The sequence below is a fragment of the Methylocapsa palsarum genome (assembly GCF_900114285.1).
Lineage (GTDB): Bacteria > Pseudomonadota > Alphaproteobacteria > Rhizobiales > Beijerinckiaceae > Methylocapsa > Methylocapsa palsarum.
On sequence record NZ_FOSN01000016.1, the window covers coordinates 42,361 to 58,564 of the forward strand.

Annotated in this window: 15 protein-coding genes and 1 tRNA gene; 8 read left to right on the plus strand and 8 right to left on the minus strand. The window is 61.5% G+C overall.

Translation table 11 applies throughout. The features are described 5' to 3' along the window. Window positions 1–35 precede the first annotated feature (35 nt). The 4 genes from BM177_RS15450 to pheS form a co-directional block, all read right to left on the minus strand. The gene (locus tag BM177_RS15450) at window positions 36–1,343 is read right to left on the minus strand and encodes a hypothetical protein (protein ID WP_091685302.1); all 1,308 of its coding nucleotides are present in this window, start codon (window positions 1,341–1,343) and stop codon (window positions 36–38) included. Window positions 1,344–1,489: 146 nt separating this feature from the next. Beyond that, a complete protein-coding gene (locus tag BM177_RS15455) occupies window positions 1,490–2,158 on the minus strand; it encodes a cob(I)yrinic acid a,c-diamide adenosyltransferase (RefSeq protein ID WP_091685303.1) in 669 nt (222 codons plus the stop codon). A 94-nt stretch (window positions 2,159–2,252) separates the two neighbouring features. Further along, window positions 2,253–2,624: a hypothetical protein gene (locus BM177_RS15460; protein WP_091685305.1), complete on the minus strand. Its 372-nt coding sequence runs from the start codon at window positions 2,622–2,624 to the stop codon at window positions 2,253–2,255. 61 nt (window positions 2,625–2,685) lie between these two features. Then, window positions 2,686–3,771, minus strand: a complete 1,086-nt coding sequence (gene pheS / locus BM177_RS15465; protein ID WP_091685307.1) for a phenylalanine--tRNA ligase subunit alpha — start codon at window positions 3,769–3,771, stop codon at window positions 2,686–2,688. Window positions 3,772–3,924: 153 nt separating this feature from the next. Here pheS and BM177_RS15470 point away from each other — a divergent pair, with 153 nt between their 5' ends. Next, complete coding sequence (locus BM177_RS15470) at window positions 3,925–4,962, plus strand: cytochrome-c peroxidase (RefSeq protein ID WP_091685310.1); 1,038 nt, start codon at window positions 3,925–3,927, stop codon at window positions 4,960–4,962. A gap of 4 nt (window positions 4,963–4,966) precedes the next feature. Here the strand turns inward: BM177_RS15470 and BM177_RS15475 are convergent, their stop codons facing one another. The 3 genes from BM177_RS15475 to murA all read right to left on the minus strand — a co-directional run bounded on the left by BM177_RS15475 (window position 4,967) and on the right by murA (window position 8,854). After that, entirely contained in the window at window positions 4,967–6,781 is a 1,815-nt protein-coding gene (locus tag BM177_RS15475; protein ID WP_091685312.1) for an aminopeptidase P family protein, read from the minus strand. Between the two features lie 100 nt (window positions 6,782–6,881). Beyond that, window positions 6,882–7,400: a DUF2948 family protein gene (locus tag BM177_RS15480; protein ID WP_091685315.1), complete on the minus strand. Its 519-nt coding sequence runs from the start codon at window positions 7,398–7,400 to the stop codon at window positions 6,882–6,884. A gap of 158 nt (window positions 7,401–7,558) precedes the next feature. Then, window positions 7,559–8,854, minus strand: a complete 1,296-nt coding sequence (murA, locus tag BM177_RS15485) for a UDP-N-acetylglucosamine 1-carboxyvinyltransferase (RefSeq protein ID WP_091685318.1) — start codon at window positions 8,852–8,854, stop codon at window positions 7,559–7,561. A 512-nt stretch (window positions 8,855–9,366) separates the two neighbouring features. Here murA and BM177_RS15495 point away from each other — a divergent pair. The 4 genes from BM177_RS15495 (at window position 9,367) to BM177_RS21280 (ending at window position 11,455) form a co-directional block, all read left to right on the plus strand. Continuing rightward, window positions 9,367–9,441 (plus strand) — tRNA-Thr (locus tag BM177_RS15495). Window positions 9,442–9,567: 126 nt separating this feature from the next. Further along, complete coding sequence (locus BM177_RS19615; RefSeq protein ID WP_139223661.1) at window positions 9,568–9,834, plus strand: hypothetical protein; 267 nt, start codon at window positions 9,568–9,570, stop codon at window positions 9,832–9,834. Between the two features lie 14 nt (window positions 9,835–9,848). After that, window positions 9,849–10,946: a hypothetical protein gene (locus BM177_RS19620; RefSeq protein ID WP_175492641.1), complete on the plus strand. Its 1,098-nt coding sequence runs from the start codon at window positions 9,849–9,851 to the stop codon at window positions 10,944–10,946. A 212-nt stretch (window positions 10,947–11,158) separates the two neighbouring features. Then, window positions 11,159–11,455: a hypothetical protein gene (locus tag BM177_RS21280; protein ID WP_175492642.1), complete on the plus strand. Its 297-nt coding sequence runs from the start codon at window positions 11,159–11,161 to the stop codon at window positions 11,453–11,455. Window positions 11,456–11,534: 79 nt separating this feature from the next. Here BM177_RS21280 and BM177_RS15510 read toward each other — a convergent pair whose 3' ends face one another. Beyond that, window positions 11,535–11,939 carry a protease inhibitor I42 family protein gene (locus BM177_RS15510; protein ID WP_091685326.1) on the minus strand — a complete coding sequence of 135 codons (405 nt, stop codon included), beginning with the start codon at window positions 11,937–11,939 and terminating at the stop codon, window positions 11,535–11,537. Between the two features lie 183 nt (window positions 11,940–12,122). Between BM177_RS15510 and BM177_RS15515 the strand changes: the two genes are divergently transcribed. From BM177_RS15515 to BM177_RS15525, 3 genes are all read left to right on the plus strand, one after another. Then, window positions 12,123–13,154: a GlxA family transcriptional regulator gene (locus BM177_RS15515; RefSeq protein WP_091685385.1), complete on the plus strand. Its 1,032-nt coding sequence runs from the start codon at window positions 12,123–12,125 to the stop codon at window positions 13,152–13,154. 117 nt (window positions 13,155–13,271) lie between these two features. Further along, window positions 13,272–14,042, plus strand: a complete 771-nt coding sequence (locus BM177_RS15520) for a DUF2189 domain-containing protein (protein WP_091685388.1) — start codon at window positions 13,272–13,274, stop codon at window positions 14,040–14,042. Between the two features lie 267 nt (window positions 14,043–14,309). Beyond that, window positions 14,310–16,163, plus strand: coding sequence for a hydrogenase maturation protein (locus BM177_RS15525; RefSeq protein WP_091685391.1), 1,854 nt, complete (start codon window positions 14,310–14,312; stop codon window positions 16,161–16,163). Window positions 16,164–16,204: the final 41 nt, after the last annotated feature.

Genomic DNA, 16,204 nt, shown 5'->3' on the forward strand with positions numbered 1-16,204 from the left:
TCGGCGCGAGCGATGCCGAGCCAAGGCGTGGCCAATCACAAGTCTGAGATTGGCGGGAAGGCCGGCTTCGAATTGAAGCCGGGCGGCGAGTCGGGTCCGGCGTTCTCATCCTCCAGCGCTCCTCGGGACTCGATGAACGGCCGCTGGGTCCGGTAAATGCCTTTGATGAGGATGACAAATGCGATCACCGCGCAATCGATGAGGGTCACCCACCAGATCTGGGCGGTCGCGACGCCCAGAAAGCCGAGCGTCAAAATCGCAACGAGTCCCGCCATCACGGCGGGCGCGACAAGCGGCGGGATTCTCCCCGCCAGCAAGAAAACCCGATGCGTCAAAATCGCGAAGGCGACAGCCCCGATCAGGCCCAGATCATACCAGACCACGAACAAGAGACTTTTGGGCGTCCGGACCGGCAGATACCCAAGGCTGAACCCTCGATTGGCCGCGTCGAAACCATGTCCCGTGACAAGCCGGGGCCATTGCCCCGTGGCGTTATCCGCCCAGACCGCCATTGTCGCGGTGATCGGCGCGGAGCCTTGAGGGCCGCCGTGACCGACCAGTCTCATAACAAGGCCGAACGCCAACGGGAGCGCGGGCGCCAGCAAAATAAGGCCGGCGGCCAGGCGGGCGAGAGCGCGGGCCGTTTTCGAGGGATCGGACATGGCGATGGCGAATGTCAGGGCCCCCGCGCCCATGGCGGCGAGAGCGATCTGGGCGAACCCCGCCAGCGCCGCGCCGGCCGCCAGCAAAGCGAGGCCCGCCGCCAGCGTCCAGTGTTCGCGCAACGACAATGCGCCAAGAGCCGGCCAGACCAGGACGACAATGGTGATGATGGAGCGTTCGAAGGTCGTTTCATCGAATTCGGAACCGCCGATGAACCACAACGGCCCATAAAGACCCAGAACGAGCGTCGCCGCGGACGCCAAAGCGACGCCCGAAGGCAGCAGATAAAGGTCGAACGGCTTGGTTTTTTCCGGCAGATAAGCGGCGGCGAAGGCGATCAGCAGGGTGGTGCCGACGGTTTGCAGGTAGCGCTGGACGGCCTCCGTCAGAAACGGGGTCCAGACCAAGGACAGCCCGGCCCAGAACGCCAGAAACAAGGCCGTCGAGCCGGCTCTCGACGAGAAGGCTTTCCTCAATTGTCCCGGGCCATGGGCCGCCTCGCCGACAGCGGCGCCCAGAAGCGTCAAAATCGCGCCTACCGGGACGAGAATATAAATCGCGCCCCGCGAAAAAACCCCGGCGCATGGCAGGGCGACCATCAGGCAGATCAAGCCTGCCCGGATCAGGACCTTAGCCGCGTCCTCGGCGGGCGTTGCAGTGTGACGAGTGGCGAGGGACATGATTTGCCGGGTCAAGAAGGCCTGAACGCCCTGACCTCATCCTAGCCCCGAAAAATCTCAAGCGCTGTGCTATTGGCGCAACACGCGACTGATTTCGTAACGCGCCGGCCGTCTCGTCGTCTGCGTCCTGAACGTCGCGCCGCGGGTCACGCTTTCTGGCCCGGCGTCCACAAAATATCGCCTTCGCCTTTCCGGTTGACATATCGCGCCGCGACAAACAGCATCTGCGAAAGGCGATTGATATACCGCACCGCGGGCTCCCCGATCGTTTCCCCCTGCGCGGCGGCCAGATCCGTAAGCCTTCGCTCGGCGCGCAATGTCGTCGCGCGGGCCGAATGCAAAGCCGCCGCGGCGGCCGACCCTCCCGGCAGAACGAACGAATTCAGCGACTGGAGGTCCATGCTCAGTTCAGCGATCCTGCTTTCGAGGCGATCCACCTGCGACTGAACGACGCGAAGAGGTTCGTAGTCTGGTCTTGCTCCGGTCGCCGGAAGGCAGAGATCCGCGCCAAGATCGAACAGATCGTTCTGGACGCAGAGCAAAGTTGCGTCCACCCTCGCCCATTCGGGATTCGTCGAGATCGCGAGGCGCGCAAGTCCGATGGCGCAATTCGCTTCGTCGATGGCCCCATACGCTTCGATGCGAAGTTCGTTTCTGGGGTTGCGCGCGCCCGTGATGGTCGGGGCGCCGATGGACGTGACGGCGAGAAGACTGACCGGCGAGTCGTCGGCAGAGTCCTGCGCCAACGCGCCCGAGGAAAACGCCGCGAACCAGGCGGCGGCGACGGAATCTGAATCTGAATCTGTCGAAGACATGGACTGACCTTTTTGACAGGCTCGAACCAGGACGCAATCGATCCGCCCTGCGGGCGGCGCGCCGCGGAAAAGACGCGCTTGCGAAAAGCTGGATTCAGAGGCTTTCCGGAGGGCCTCGCGCCAGAAAAGACGCGCTCACCCGCGAGACCGCTCCGAACCTTCCCCGAGCAAGCCACGCCAGATTCGACGCGACGCGCGGCGGAGAGGCAACAGTCGCCTGTTCCGCCCCCGAAAAAATGTGGGCGCAGAAGACGGACGCAAGGATGCAGCAGAGCCCGTGGCCCGAATGCGGCCGCCCGGGCGACTCAGGCGAGTTCGAGTTTACTCCACAGAGAACGCCTTGGGCGGGCTTTTGATCCATCGGCGACGCAGCGGCGCCGATCAACGCCTGAAGCGCGAACGCATAGGCCGCGACGACGACGATGGCGCCGCGCTTGAAAGCCGGTCCGTGGCGATCGCTGATCATCCGAACCGTTTAACATGCCGGGGTTTCGGCGCAAAGGATCAATGGCCGCCGGGGTCGCCGCTCAGGCTCCGGTCAGCCCGGCGACGAGGCTTGGAATATCAAGGGGCCTGAACCCGTAATGCCGGAGCCAGCGGATGTCGGCGTCGAAAAAGGCCCGCAAATCCGGGATTCCGTATTTCAGCATCGCGATCCGGTCGATGCCGATGCCCCAGGCAAAGCCCTGGTGAACATCAGGATCGATGCCGCAATTTCTCAGGACCTTCGGATGGACCATGCCGCAGCCGAGAATTTCGAGCCAGTCCTCGCCCTCGCCAAACCTGATTTCGCCGCCCTTCCTCGAACATTGGATGTCGACCTCCATCGAGGGCTCCGTGAACGGAAAATAACTTGGCCGGAAGCGCATCTTCACGTCCGGCACCTCGAAAAAGGCCTTCAGGAATTCCTCGAGAATCCATTTCAGGTGGCCAAGGTTCGCCGAGCGGTCGATCACCAGCCCCTCGACCTGATGAAACATCGGCGTATGGGTCTGGTCCGAATCGCAGCGATAGGTCCGCCCCGGACAAATCACCCGGATCGGGGGGGTCTGCCCGAGCATCGTGCGGACCTGAACTGGACTCGTATGGGTGCGCAGAACCTTGCGAACCCCGTTTTCATCAGGGTTGAAAAAAAACGTGTCGTGCATGTCGCGCGCGGGATGATCGGGCGGAAAATTCAGCTTGGTGAAATTGTAGTCGTCCGTCTCGATGTCCGGACCTTCCGCGATCGAAAACCCGAGGTCCGCGAAAATGACGGCGAGTTCGTCCATGACCTGGGTGATCGGATGAATGCGCCCGAGGTCGATCGCCCGCGGGCGGGAGGGGAGCGTGACGTCGATCGTCTCGCTTTGAAGGCGGGCTTCGAGCGCGGAATCCTTAAGGAGGGCGCGCTTCTGCGCCAGCGCGTCGACGACGCAATCCTTGAGCGCGTTGATTTCGGCGCCATAGGTTTTGCGATCCTCGGGCGCCATCCTACCAAGTCCGGACAGCAGCGCGGAGATCGCCCCCTTCTTGCCGAGGGAGGCCACTCTCACCTCTTCCAGAGCGGCTTCGTCGGCGGCGGCCGCGATCTCGGCTAAAGTCTTGGCTTTGAGGGCGTCCAGCTCGGACATCTCAGACATACTCCGGATTTGCGAGCCCCGGCTTTTGCCATGGAGCAACCGCTTTGTCGAGAAGCGCCGCCGCGATCAAGGCGTTGACTTGGCCATGGCCGAAGGGTAGGAAATCGCGATCGCTGCGACGCAGCATATTCGGGAGGTTTTTCAATGCTGAAGCGCGTGTTGGCCGCCGCCGCAGTCTCGGGCGTCGCCTTGGCCTCGCCCGCAGGCGCGGACGATCTCATGACGAAGGCTCGCCAGCTTTTCGAGCCGCTCCCCAAAACCGCGCCCGCCCTGCCCGGAAACCCGTCGACGCCGGCGAAACTGGATCTCGGCAAGAAACTCTTCTTCGAGCCGCGGCTGTCCGCGAGCCACGCCATCAGCTGCAATTCCTGTCACAATCTCGGACTCGGCGGAGCCGATGCGGAGCCGACATCGATCGGACATAACTGGCAGCGCGGCGGCCGCAATTCTCCAACCGTGTTCAATGCGGCTTTTAACGTGGCCCAGTTCTGGGACGGCCGCGCCAAGGATCTCGAGGAGCAGGCCGGCGGACCGATGATCAATCCGGTGGAGATGGCATCCCTCGAATCGCAGGTCGGCGAGCAGTTGAAAGGCATTCCCGGATATAAAGCGGCGTTTTCGGACGCGTTCCCCGGCGAGGCGGACCCCGTCACGAAGTCCAACGCGCAGAAAGCCATCGCCGTCTTCGAAGCCACCCTGATCACGCCGGACGCGCCGTTCGACCGGTTCCTGAACGGCGACGCCAACGCGCTCTCGGCCAGCCAGAAGGAAGGGCTCGCCTTGTTCATGGAGAAGGGCTGTTCGGACTGCCACAACGGCATAAACATCGGCGGCGGCCGATACGCTCAGTTCGGAGCGGCGATCAAACCCGGCGTCGAATATCTGCCGCAATCCGACAAAGGCCGGTTTGCGGTCACGAAGGACGCCAGCGACGAAAACGTCTACAAGGTTCCGACGTTGCGCAACATCACCCTTACGGCGCCCTATTTCCACACCGGCAAGGTCTGGGATTTGCGGCAAGCGGTGCAATTGATGGCGGCAAGCCAGCTTGGCGAGCAGATCACGCCCGGCGAAATCGACAAGATCACGGATTTCCTCGCCAGCCTCACCGGCGACCAGCCCCAGGTCAGCTACCCGATCCTGCCGCCGAATGTCGCGTCGACCCCGAAACCGGCGCTTTGAACGCTTAAATCCGTTTCGTCGCGGCCTGAAGCCAGCGACGAACGGGCGGCTCGACCAGCGGCGAAATTTCACGGCGCACGCGCGCGTGATAGGCATTGAGCCATGCGGCTTCCTCGGCGTCGAGGAGGTCGCGGGCGACCAGGGAGAGGTCGATAGGCGCGAGGGTCAGCGTCTCGAACCCCAGCATGTCGCGTTCGGCGCCCGCGATCTCGCGAGGTTCGACGATGATCAGATTCTCGATGCGGATGCCCCAGTGACCCGCGAGGTAATAGCCTGGCTCGTCGGACAGGATCATTCCCGGCTCAAGCGTCGCCGAGCCGAGCTTGGAGATCCGTTGCGGACCTTCGTGAACCGACAGGTAAGACCCGACGCCATGGCCGGTCCCATGATCGAAATCGAGACCCGCGCGCCATAAGAACTGCCTCGCCAGCGCGTCGATCTGCGCGCCCGAGACGCCTTTCGGAAAGACCGCCCGGGCGATCGCGATATGGCCTTTGAGCACTCTCGTGAACCGGTCGCGCATTTCGGCTGTCGGGCGCCCAACGGCCAGCGTGCGGGTGATGTCGGTGGTGCCGTCTTCGTATTGGCCGCCGGAATCGATGAGGAAGATTCCTTTTCCGATTCTGCGGTTGGTTTTGACCGACACTTTATAGTGCGGAATCGCGGCGTTCGGCCCCGCTGCGGCGATAGTCGGGAACGACAGGTCCTTGAGTTCGAGCGTGTCGCGACGAAAGGTTTCTAGCGCCTGCGCGGCGTCGATCTCCGTCAGGCGCCCTGCCGGCGCGTTGACAGAAAACCAATGCAGGAAGCGCGTGACGGCGGCTCCGTCGCGCAGATGCGCGCGCCGGGTGCCTTCCAGCTCGACCGGATTTTTTCGGGCCTTCATGATGGCGATCGGATCGGCCGCAATGTCGCAAACGCCGCCGGAATTCTTGACGATGGCGACAAGTTTGTGGGGAACGGTTCCGGCGTCGAAAACAACGCGGGCTCCCCGCGCCCCCAGCAATTCGAGATCGCGCTCGAGGCCGCCCGGCGCCTCGATCTCCACATAGCGCGAAAGCGTTTCGCGCGCCTTGCCGTCGAACTTCCGCGGATCTGCGTAAATCCGGGGCTTGGCCTCCTTGAGGATCAGGGCGAAGCAAAGCGGCAGCGGCGTATGCGACACATCTTGTCCGCGGATGTTGAACGTCCAGGCGACGCAATGCGGATCGCTGATGAGGAGCGCGTCCTTGCCGCCCAGCGCCGCCGCCACACGCCCCAGCTTGTGCTTTGTGTCTTCCCCCGACAGTTTTTTGGCGTGAAGGCTGATCTTGCCAAGCGGCGGCGGCGGCCGGTCGGTCCAGAGGCCGTCGATGGGATTTTGTTCGACCGCGACAAGCTCCGCGCCGGCGCCGCTCAAGGATTTCATAAGCCGCTCGACCTGCCGGGGCGTGTGAAGCCACGGATCAAAGCCGATCCGCTCGCCGCCGCGGACGTTTTCTGCGAGCCATTTCTCGGGGCTCGTCTCGGCGAGCTCCACCGGCTGGAAGATCGCGACATCGACCTGATCCTTCACCGCCAGGACGTAGCGTCCGTCGACGAAGATCGCGGCCCGGTCGCGCAGCACGATCACCAGACCCGCCGAACCGGAGAACCCGGACAGCCAGGCGAGTCTTTCTTCCGAACGCGCGACATATTCGTTCTGATGACGATCGGCGCGAGGAACAAGAAAGCCATGGAGATTCAGCCGCGACAGGGCCTCGCGCAGGGCGACGACTCGAGCGGACCCCACCGAGGGATCGATTTCATCCTCGAACGACTGAAAGTGACTTTCAAACATGAGACGAGATTAGATTCCGACGGAGGGGACTGCAACAGCGGGGCGAATTGTCCCCCGTTTGTTTGCGCCTCAGCTTAACTTATCGCGCCGCCCGCAGGACTTATTCGACGCCGGGCTCCGGCCAGTCCTCCAGCGGATGCCCCGGCAAAACTTTCGCTTTCCAGCGGATGTCAAAATCGCGCAATTCGGCCTCGAGACATTCAACGTCAAGACGCAGGCCGCACCCGCCCGAAAATATCAGATGAATTTCACCGGCCGGGGCCGAGGTCTCCCGATAGCAGATGCTGAGGAGATTGAGGATCGCCGCCTTGTCGCGTTGCGCGAACCCCGTACAGGACGCTTTCGAGACGCGTCTGAACTGCAGACCGGTCCGGCAGCGCTCCCAACTCCCCTCGGCGGCGCGAACCCAGTCGAAACGCGCCGCGACGATCACAAACCGCTTCGTCTTCGGCAGGTAGGCCATTTCCCCCACCCGGACCAGCGAATCCTGCACGTTGGCCGAAATGATCTTGAGGTCTTCCGTGTCGAAGGCGATCAATCGCAACTCTTCTGGAACCTGAGCCGCAGCAAATTGCCGCGTCGCGGGGCGTCCCGCAAAAGCCGCCCTGCGCCCCGCCATGGGCGTCTCCGTTGGCATTGCGTCCCTGAAAAAGCTCTTCATGCGTCTCGTTCCGTTTGCGTGAACTTCTCAGTTGGGGTGCTGGGGCGCTTCACTCAAGCGCAAAGACCGGATTTTCCATTGGAAAATTCTTTTTTTGATCGCGTCGCCGACTGCCCTTAGTTCGGCGACGACAGGCGCTCGATGATGGCGCCGCAGCCATTGAGCTTGTCCTCGAGATGTTCGAAACCCCGGTCGAGATGGTAGACGCGGTTGACCATCGTTTCGCCCTGCGCGGCGAGCGCCGCGATGACGAGGGAGACCGAAGCGCGCAGATCGGTCGCCATCACGGGAGCCCCCTGCAATTCCTCGACGCCCTCCACCAGCGCCATGTCGCCATCGAGCCGGATATGGGCGCCAAGGCGGGCGAGTTCCTGAACATGCATGAACCGGTTCTCGAAAATCGTCTCCGTGATTCGTGAAGAACCCTTGGCTTTGGTCATCAAGGCCATGAACTGGGCCTGCAAATCCGTCGGAAAGCCCGGAAACGGCGCGGTCGTGACGTCGACCGGCGAAATTCCGGCGCCGTTGCGCTGCACCCGAAGACCTTCGTTGGTGGACGAAACCTTCGCGCCGGCCTGCTCGATCACGTCGATCGCGCTTTGCAAATGGCCGGCCGCGGCGCCCTCCAGAAGCACGTCGCCTCCCGTCATGGCGACGGCGATGGCATAGGTTCCCGTCTCGATCCGATCGGGCAGAACCTTATGGACCGTTCCCGACAGGCTGCCGACTCCCTCGATTTCGATGATGGACTGGCCCGCGCCCTTGATCTTCGCGCCCATTTTGATGAGGCAGTCGGCGAGGTCCACGATTTCCGGCTCGCGCGCCGCGTTGACGAGGACGCTGTGCCCCTTGGCCAGAGAAGCGGCCATCAGCGCCGTATGGGTGCCCCCCACCGTCACCTTGGGAAATTCGATAGTGGCGCCGATGAGGCCCTTGTTCGCGACGGCGTGGACGTAACCCGCCTCGATCTCCACGCGGGCGCCAAGCTTCTCCATCGCCATGATGAGAAGATCGACCGGACGGGTGCCGATGGCGCAGCCGCCGGGCAGCGACACCTTGGCCTCTCCCATCCGGGCGAGCAGCGGGGCGAGAACCCAGAAGCTCGCCCTCATCTTGGAGACGAGTTCGTAGGGCGCTGTCGTATCCACGATGGTTTTGGCGGTGAGGTGGATCGGGCGGCTCGCGCGCGCGGGCGCCCCGGCCCTCCTGCCGTCGACCGAATGATCGACGCCATGATGGCCCAGAATGCGCAGCAGCATATTGACGTCGGCGAGGTTTGGAACGTTTTCGAGCGTCAGCGTCTCGGCGGTGAGAAGCGACGCGATCATCAGCGGCAAGGCGGCGTTTTTCGCCCCGGAAATACGAATGACGCCGTTCAGCGGCTGGCCGCCCACGATGCGAATGCGATCCATGAATCCCCCAGCTTCGAAATGATCTTGATTTTAATCGCGGCGGCCGACTGTCTCGGTCGGGCGTTCGGCGCCGGGGCCTGATTGCCCGGCGGCGCGGGCGCGGGTCTGCGCCTTCCGTCGGTTCAGGTTGGCGCGCAAGGCTTGAGCGAGACGGCTTTTTCGGGCAGCTTCCTGAAGAGCCGCCTCCTGAAGAGAAGTCTTCGCCTGGCCGCTCTCTGGCGCAGGACGATCGTCGTGTTCCGAAAATCCCATTAAATCGAACTCAAAAGGTTCAGGTCTGAAAACCCTGGGGCGAACGCCCTCGCGCCGCTCCAAAAAGGCCTTGTAGAGCCAGGAGGCGGCCAAGACAAGGCTCGCGGTCAGGGCTCGCGGTCAAGGACACGGCTTCCGGTCGGGCGCGGAGGCGGACGGTCGACAGGTCCGCCGCCTCCTCGAAGCGGAACGCTTGCCTAACCAGCGAGCCTATGCCAAACACGCGCCCGGCGGCTCCAAACATCGACGCCTTTGTGAACGCTGCGGTAGCTCAGTGGTAGAGCACTCCATTGGTAATGGAGAGGTCGACAGTTCAATCCTGTCTCGCAGCACCATAAAAACAACGAGTTGACAAAGACGACGAAAATGTCGGTCGGTTCACATGAACTGGTCTTGTCGAAAAACCTTTCAAGCGAAAAAAGGAGCCCGCAAGCCGGCTCCGAACGCGCCATCGTATTGGCTTGCTGTTCGATGTCCTGAACAATCTATGTCCTGAACCGCGCGGTTGGCGGGTTGCCCAGGAATATGAGCAGCACGAAGCCGCCCGCCTTCCGGTCGAAGGAGCGGGCGTTGTTTCCGGCGGCCCGCACCGCGCAGCATGGCCACTTATTTTTTCGTCTTCATCATTCCCCGTCTTCATCGCTGAAATCGTGGAACGCGGTTCGGAGCCGGACAAAAATATGATTTACTTTCCGTATTGGCTAAATTTAAGTATAGAAAGACTATAATACCGCATTATTTCATGGCGTCGTCAAATATTTTAACGTTCAAAAACCGTATAATGCGCAGCTTGATAACATCCTATCAAATAGGGCATAATGCACAAATTATTATAATACTATTTTTAAATACCAACATTGATGGAAATATCATGATCTACTTTCGATGCGCACTTTTAGGCATTGCCCTTTTCACGACACTCCTGACCTCTACCCTTCCGGCACACGCGACAGAAACGTTCGGCGCGAAAATGCGCAGATTGGCGGCCGCGGCTCAAATTTCAAACTCATTCACAAACATGCCCCTGCGCCCCGCTTCCGCATGGATCCCAAATAAGACCTACGCCGTCGGAGAGGCGGCCCAAAACGGCTCAAATCTTTACTTGTGCAGAACTGCAGGAACGAGCGCAGCCTCGGGAGGTCCGATTGGAACCAGCTACGCCGACATTGGCGACGGCACCGCCGCGTGGGTCTATCTTGGTCCTTCACTTGTCAACACACCGGATCCTGCGGCTCCAACGATTACTAGCGTCTCAACACTGGCGTCCTTGGGCCTGACACAATTTTTCAACCCATTAACCAGTCCTTCCAGCTTTAATTTTGGCGGGGGCGCGCCAACTGCGCAGCCGACCGGAAATTCGAGCTTCATCTCCTTTCCAGCCGTTCATTCGATCGCGAATGGGACGGGCGGAAACATCGGCTTTAACAATGGCGTCGACAATTTTTTTTGGTCCGCAAGCTTTGTTACGGACGCTCCGATTGTCGCAATCCTCGTGTCTTGGGGAGCAGAGCCCGCAAACATCATCATAGACGGACGGAAGCTAAGCCCAGGAGGCGTAAAAGGATTGGCCGGCCCATCCTATTTTCTGCTCGACTTTACCAAGGCAGGCAGCCGGAAACAGCGTACAATCACAATCGAAGATTACGGAAACATCAGATTCGGGGGCGTCAGCGTGGACGCAGCCAGCACTTTACGTGCGCCCTCCACGGTGGACAGATTTCGCGTCGCGTTTTTGGGCTCATCAATTGAGACTGGCGGCTATGGCTTCCCTCTGTTCGGCAGCCCCCATGGCCGGTATCAGCATCGAAACTTCTTGGCTGGTCCGATCCTTGGGTCCTAGGAATTGCTGCGACCGGCTACATAAACAATAATCAAGGCAAGTTTTTTAATTATGAAGGTCATGTTAATGACGCCATCCAAATCTCGCCCGATGTCGTTGTTGTAGGCGGTCCCATCAATGATGAAGGTTACGGGGCGACACAGATAACGGCTGCGGCTGTGTCCCTTTTCCGGAAGCTCCGCTCAGCCCTACCAGCCGTGCCGATCTTAGCGATGGGCACTTTTCCAGGCAGCCGCGGCCCGGATGCCGCCTCCGTCAACAGTGAATTGGCCATACAAGCCGCAGTGATGCAACTTAACGATCCTCGCATCTATTTTATCCCGCTGATTTCAGGCCAGGACGGAGCTGTGATCACCGGGACCGGCAGCGTGACAGCGCCAAAGAATAATGGAAACGGTGATTACTATATTTCTTCGGACGGCACCCACCCGACCCAGCTAGGGACGGACTATGAAGCTGGACAATTCGCAGCCAGGATCAAGTCGATTTTTGTGAACAGGGTTTATTAGCCGCCTTTTGCGAGGCGTCACCGCGCCGACGGCTGCGCACCGCCCGGGATATAAGGAGGCGTCTCCCTCGCCTTCCCCCTTACCTCACCTTGACCGTCACGACATGGCGTCCGGCGGGCGCGCCATGCTCCCAGGGTCGGGAATAGACGAACATTGCGCGCGCGGCGCCGGATTTGCGGCCCTCGATCTTGAATTGCGCCACGCCCGGCGCGCCGATCAGCGGAGCGCCGTTCCCGCCGCCAGACTTGAACCCCTCGGCCGAAATGACGAGCGCTCTGAGATTCGAGCTTTCCGCTGCGCTGAGGCTCCAGCTGTAGCCGGTGGATGGGTTTTCGGCCAATTCGACGATGGCGGAGCCGCCAATGGTGAGATCGAGGGTCTCGCCGCTGGTCTGCGCCCTGACGGCGCCGCCACAAACCCCGCGGGCCATTGCGCCAACAAACAGCGCAAAAACAAGACATTGTTGCAGGCGCGAGACGGCCATGGCGAGAAATCCTGCTGAAAACGGTCGATCATAATTGCGCGCCCGGTCCTGCGAACACAACGCCACAACAAGGATTTTCCGCTCTCATCGAAGTCGCGGGCGAATGCGTTTGGCCGAAAACGCAGGTTCTTTGTCCTTGCATCCCCCGTGACGCCGGCCGAACATTCACAAATGACAAGCAACATGACCACGCCTCTCCCAGATCAGGCGCCCCAAGAGATCGGGCGATCCCGGCGGATCGGGTTTCTGGTCTATCCAGACTGCGAAATTCTCGATGTTTGCGGACCTCTCGATACGTTTTTCTACGCCGACGCCTGGTTGCCCAGATTCGGGCGAGTCAACGAGCCTGGCTACCATTGCGATATACTCGCCGCGAAGCCGGGTCCGGTCCGCTCAAGATGCGGCATGGAATTTAACGCGACCCATAGTTTCCATGACTTTGGCGAAAGCCTCGACACTCTGGTTGTCGTTGGCGGCGCGATCAGCGTCGAAGAAGCCGGTAAAGATCCCGCCATGATCGAATGGGTGCGTTTTATCGCGCCGAAGGCGCGGCGCGTGGCGTCGATTTGCACCGGCGCGCTCATTCTCGCGGCGGCGGGCCTTTTGCACCACCGCCGCGTCACGACGCACTGGATGTTCGCCGAGGTCCTGAGCAGCGAATATCCATCGATAGAGGTCGATTCCAGCCTCCTCTTCGCGCGAGACGGCAACATCTACACTTCGGGCGGGATAACTGCGGGAATCGATCTCGGTCTTGCGATGATCGAAGAAGATCTTGGACGGGAAATCGCTCTCGCGGTCGCCCGCATGATGGTGGTGTTTCCGCGCCGTCCGGGAGGACAGTCCCAATTCAGCAGCTATATCCAGCATAACACGAAGAACAGGCCCGACATCATTGAACTTCAGGTCTGGGTCCTTGGACACCCGGGAGAGAATCTCAGCGTGCCCGCGCTCGCGGAACGCATGGCGATGAGCCCGCGCAATTTCACTCGGCTGTTCCGGAGCGAGACCGGAGAGACGCCGGCGCAATTCGTCGAGCGCGCGCGGGCGGACGCCGCCCGCTGCAGGCTCGAAACAACCTCCTTGCCGATTGAAACGATCGCCCTGGAAAGCGGCTTTGGCGGCGCCGAACGCATGCGGCGCACGTTCCAGCGGCTTTTCACCGTCAGTCCGCACGACTACAGGGCGCGGTTTCGATCCACGCTTCTGAACTGACCAGGCTGACGCCGACAGTCGGCTCAACACCTGACTCCGCCCCCTACAATTTCTTCATCCGTTTTGATGATGCGGCGCCGCGAACTTCCGCAGATGCGCCTATGGGAGAAACACGCCATGAACACGCAAGAAGTGTTTGCCTCTCCGGTCTGTCCGGAAGTGCGCAGGATCAAACCGTCCGATCTGACGGACGCCCTACGCGAGGGCGTAACGGATTTTTGGCGCACGCTCGACGTCTTCGCCGACCCCTTCTCGGTCGCGATAATTGGCGTCCTCTACCCGGCCGTCTGTCTTTACCTGTTGGACGCCCACCCGCAGTTGCTGTTTCCGTTCATGTCTGGTCTCACTTTGATCGGCCCGTTTGCGGCGACCGGCCTCTACGAGGCGAAACGGCGGCAGGAACTCGGTCTTGACGCATCCCCTGCGGCGCGCGGATCGCCCGCGCTCCCCTCGATCCTGGCTCTCGGGCTGGCGCTTCTGATCATATTCACGTGCTGGCAAGCTACGGCGGACTCGCTCTACCGCTGGCTGTTTGGTCCCGCGACGCCGATGTCCCTTGGCGGATTCCTGCGGGAGGTCTTGACGACGTCCCGGGGCTGGACGCTGATTATTCTGGGCAACGCCATCGGCTCGGTTTTCGCCTTCGCGGCGTTGAGCATTAGCGTCATCTCTTTCCCGCTTCTTCTCGACCGCAATGTCGGCGAAGCCGTAGCCGTGGAAACTTCGATCCGCGCGGTTATGGCGAACCCTTTAACGATGATGCTCTGGGGTTTGATCGTCGCGGCGGCGCTGACGATCGGCTTTTCGCTCTGCTTCGTGGGAGCGCTCATCGCCGCGCCAATCCTCGCTTCCGCGAATTGGCGTCTCTACCGCAAGACAGTGCAATAAGCGCGGCGCCGGCGCTCCGCCGACGACAGACGCAACTCGTTCAGCTCTGTGTTTCCGACACGCTCCGCATCGCCCTTGGCGGCTCCTTATCCCCCTCAATCGCCACCCTCCAAACGGGGAGCCCATGAACAAAGTCCGTAGAGCGCTTTCCGATCGCATGAAGTCATGCGATCGATCAGAAATTGCTTCAGAATCAAAGGTTTGAGCATAGTCTTGTCGATTGGATTGATTCAATCCGATCGGAATATGCTCCAGAGGAAAATTGCCATGAAAATCCTTTTTTTGACCACCGCACACAACAGCCTCAGCCAGCGCCTCTGGATCGAGCTTCGTGAGCGCGGGCGCCGCGTCAGCGTGTGCATCGCTGATTCTTTCGAGGCGATGGCCGACGCCGTCTCGCGCGAGGATCCAGATCTGATCATTGCGCCGATGCTCAAGATCGCCATTCCAAAAGAGATCTGGTCGCAGCGCCTGTGTCTGATCGTGCATCCCGGCGTCATAGGCGATCGCGGCCCCTCCTCGCTCGACTGGGCCATCGCCAACAGGGAAGAGGTCTGGGGCGTCTCGGTCCTTGAAGCGGCGGAGGATTTCGACGCCGGCGCAATTTGGGCCTCGCACGAATTCGATCTCGAAACCGACCCGCCCGCAAAGAGCAGTCTCTACCGCGGAGCCGTCACCGAAGCCGCAGTGGCCGGCGTCCTCGAGGCGGTGGCCCGGATCGAGGCGGGCGAGTTTCAATCAGGCTCATGGCGACCACAGGCGCTCTCGAAGGTCAACGGTCCCTTACGCGGACGCTTGCGGCCGCCGATGCGTCAGGCTGATCGCGTCATTGACTGGGAGAAGGACAACAGCGCGGAGATCGTGCGGAAAATCCGCGCGGCGGACAGCGCCCCGGGCGTTCTTGGCGAAATTCTCGGAAGAACCTGCTTTCTGTACGGCGCGCATGTGGAAGATCGCCTGAAAGGCCGGCCTGGAGCGGTGATAGCCCGGCGCGACGGCGCAATCTGCCTCGGCGCCGCCGACGGCGCCGTCTGGATCAGTCATCTGAAAGCCAAACCCGTGTTGAAGGAGCCGGACTGTCTTCTCCAGGCGGATTTCGGCTGCGAGTTATGCGACGCCGAGGCCTGTCCGGCCGCCGGAATCAAACTGCCCGCGACTCAGGTTCTCGGGCCGCTGGTTCGCGGCGCGCCGGAGGCTCCCCTTCCCTTCGACGCGCCGGACGACCACCGCACTTTCCGCGAGATCGTCTACACCGAGGACGGCGAGGTCGGAACCCTTTCGTTCGACTTCTACAACGGAGCGATGAACACTTCGCAATGCGTCCGGCTCCGCGACGCCTTCCTTTACGCCCGCTCGCGCCCGACGCGGGTCATCGTATTGCTCGGCGGCCGCGATTTCTGGTCGAACGGCATCCACCTCAACGTCATCGAGGCGAACGCCGATCCGGCGCTGGAATCATGGCGGAACATCAACGCGATCGACGATCTTATTTTCGAGATCCTCAACACCATGTCTCACTTCGTCATCGCCGGGCTGCGCGGCAATGCGGGGGCCGGCGGCACCATGATGGCGCTTGCGGCGGACGAGATTTACGCCCGGCCCGGCGTTGTCCTTAACCCGCACTACCGGAGCATGGGCGAATTGTATGGATCGGAATATTGGACCTACACGCTGCCGCGCCGCGTTGGAGAAAAACGCGCGTTGGAACTGACGCAATCATGCCAGCCGCTAGGCGCGCGCGCCGCCAGGGAGATGGGATTTCTCGACGACGTCTTCGGCGCGGACGCCGAAGCGTTCGAGGCCGAGGTGAAACGGCGGGCGCTGCGAATGGCGAAAAATCCTGATTTCCGCTCGGCCCTGCGCAAAAAGCACGAACGCCGCCTCGACGACGAAGCCTGCAAACCTCTCGCCAACTATCGCGCCGAGGAATTGCAGCAGATGCGGGTCAATTTCTTCGGACCGGACCCCGCCTACCACGAAGCCCGCCGGCGCTTCGTCTACAAGGGCGATTCCCTGCCGCGCGCGGCCTCCCCGCAGCCCTTGAAGGCTGAGAAGTTGTGCTTGCGCGCAGTCGCGGTTGCCTCCCTACCAAATGACGTAGATTACGCCGCCTCGCTTTAGCCGCCGGGCCGATGCCGGGACAGAACGCTTTACGACCGCCG

Excerpts from the sequence above, each read along its gene's own strand:
- BM177_RS15525 (WP_091685391.1), top strand. The coding sequence starts at position 14,310 with ATGAAAATCCTTTTTTTGACCACCGCACACAACAGCCTCAGCCAGCGC.
- BM177_RS15475 (WP_091685312.1), bottom strand. The coding sequence starts at position 6,781 with ATGTTTGAAAGTCACTTTCAGTCGTTCGAGGATGAAATCGATCCCTCG.
- BM177_RS19620 (WP_175492641.1), top strand. The coding sequence starts at position 9,849 with ATGGCGTCGTCAAATATTTTAACGTTCAAAAACCGTATAATGCGCAGC.
- BM177_RS15470 (WP_091685310.1), top strand. The coding sequence starts at position 3,925 with ATGCTGAAGCGCGTGTTGGCCGCCGCCGCAGTCTCGGGCGTCGCCTTG.
- BM177_RS15515 (WP_091685385.1), top strand. The coding sequence starts at position 12,123 with ATGACCACGCCTCTCCCAGATCAGGCGCCCCAAGAGATCGGGCGATCC.
- BM177_RS15455 (WP_091685303.1), bottom strand. The coding sequence starts at position 2,158 with ATGTCTTCGACAGATTCAGATTCAGATTCCGTCGCCGCCGCCTGGTTC.
- murA (WP_091685318.1), bottom strand. The coding sequence starts at position 8,854 with ATGGATCGCATTCGCATCGTGGGCGGCCAGCCGCTGAACGGCGTCATT.
- pheS (WP_091685307.1), bottom strand. The coding sequence starts at position 3,771 with ATGTCCGAGCTGGACGCCCTCAAAGCCAAGACTTTAGCCGAGATCGCG.
- BM177_RS15510 (WP_091685326.1), bottom strand. The coding sequence starts at position 11,939 with ATGGCCGTCTCGCGCCTGCAACAATGTCTTGTTTTTGCGCTGTTTGTT.
- BM177_RS15520 (WP_091685388.1), top strand. The coding sequence starts at position 13,272 with ATGAACACGCAAGAAGTGTTTGCCTCTCCGGTCTGTCCGGAAGTGCGC.
- BM177_RS21280 (WP_175492642.1), top strand. The coding sequence starts at position 11,159 with ATGGGCACTTTTCCAGGCAGCCGCGGCCCGGATGCCGCCTCCGTCAAC.
- BM177_RS15480 (WP_091685315.1), bottom strand. The coding sequence starts at position 7,400 with ATGGCGGGGCGCAGGGCGGCTTTTGCGGGACGCCCCGCGACGCGGCAA.
- BM177_RS15460 (WP_091685305.1), bottom strand. The coding sequence starts at position 2,624 with ATGATCAGCGATCGCCACGGACCGGCTTTCAAGCGCGGCGCCATCGTC.
- BM177_RS15450 (WP_091685302.1), bottom strand. The coding sequence starts at position 1,343 with ATGTCCCTCGCCACTCGTCACACTGCAACGCCCGCCGAGGACGCGGCT.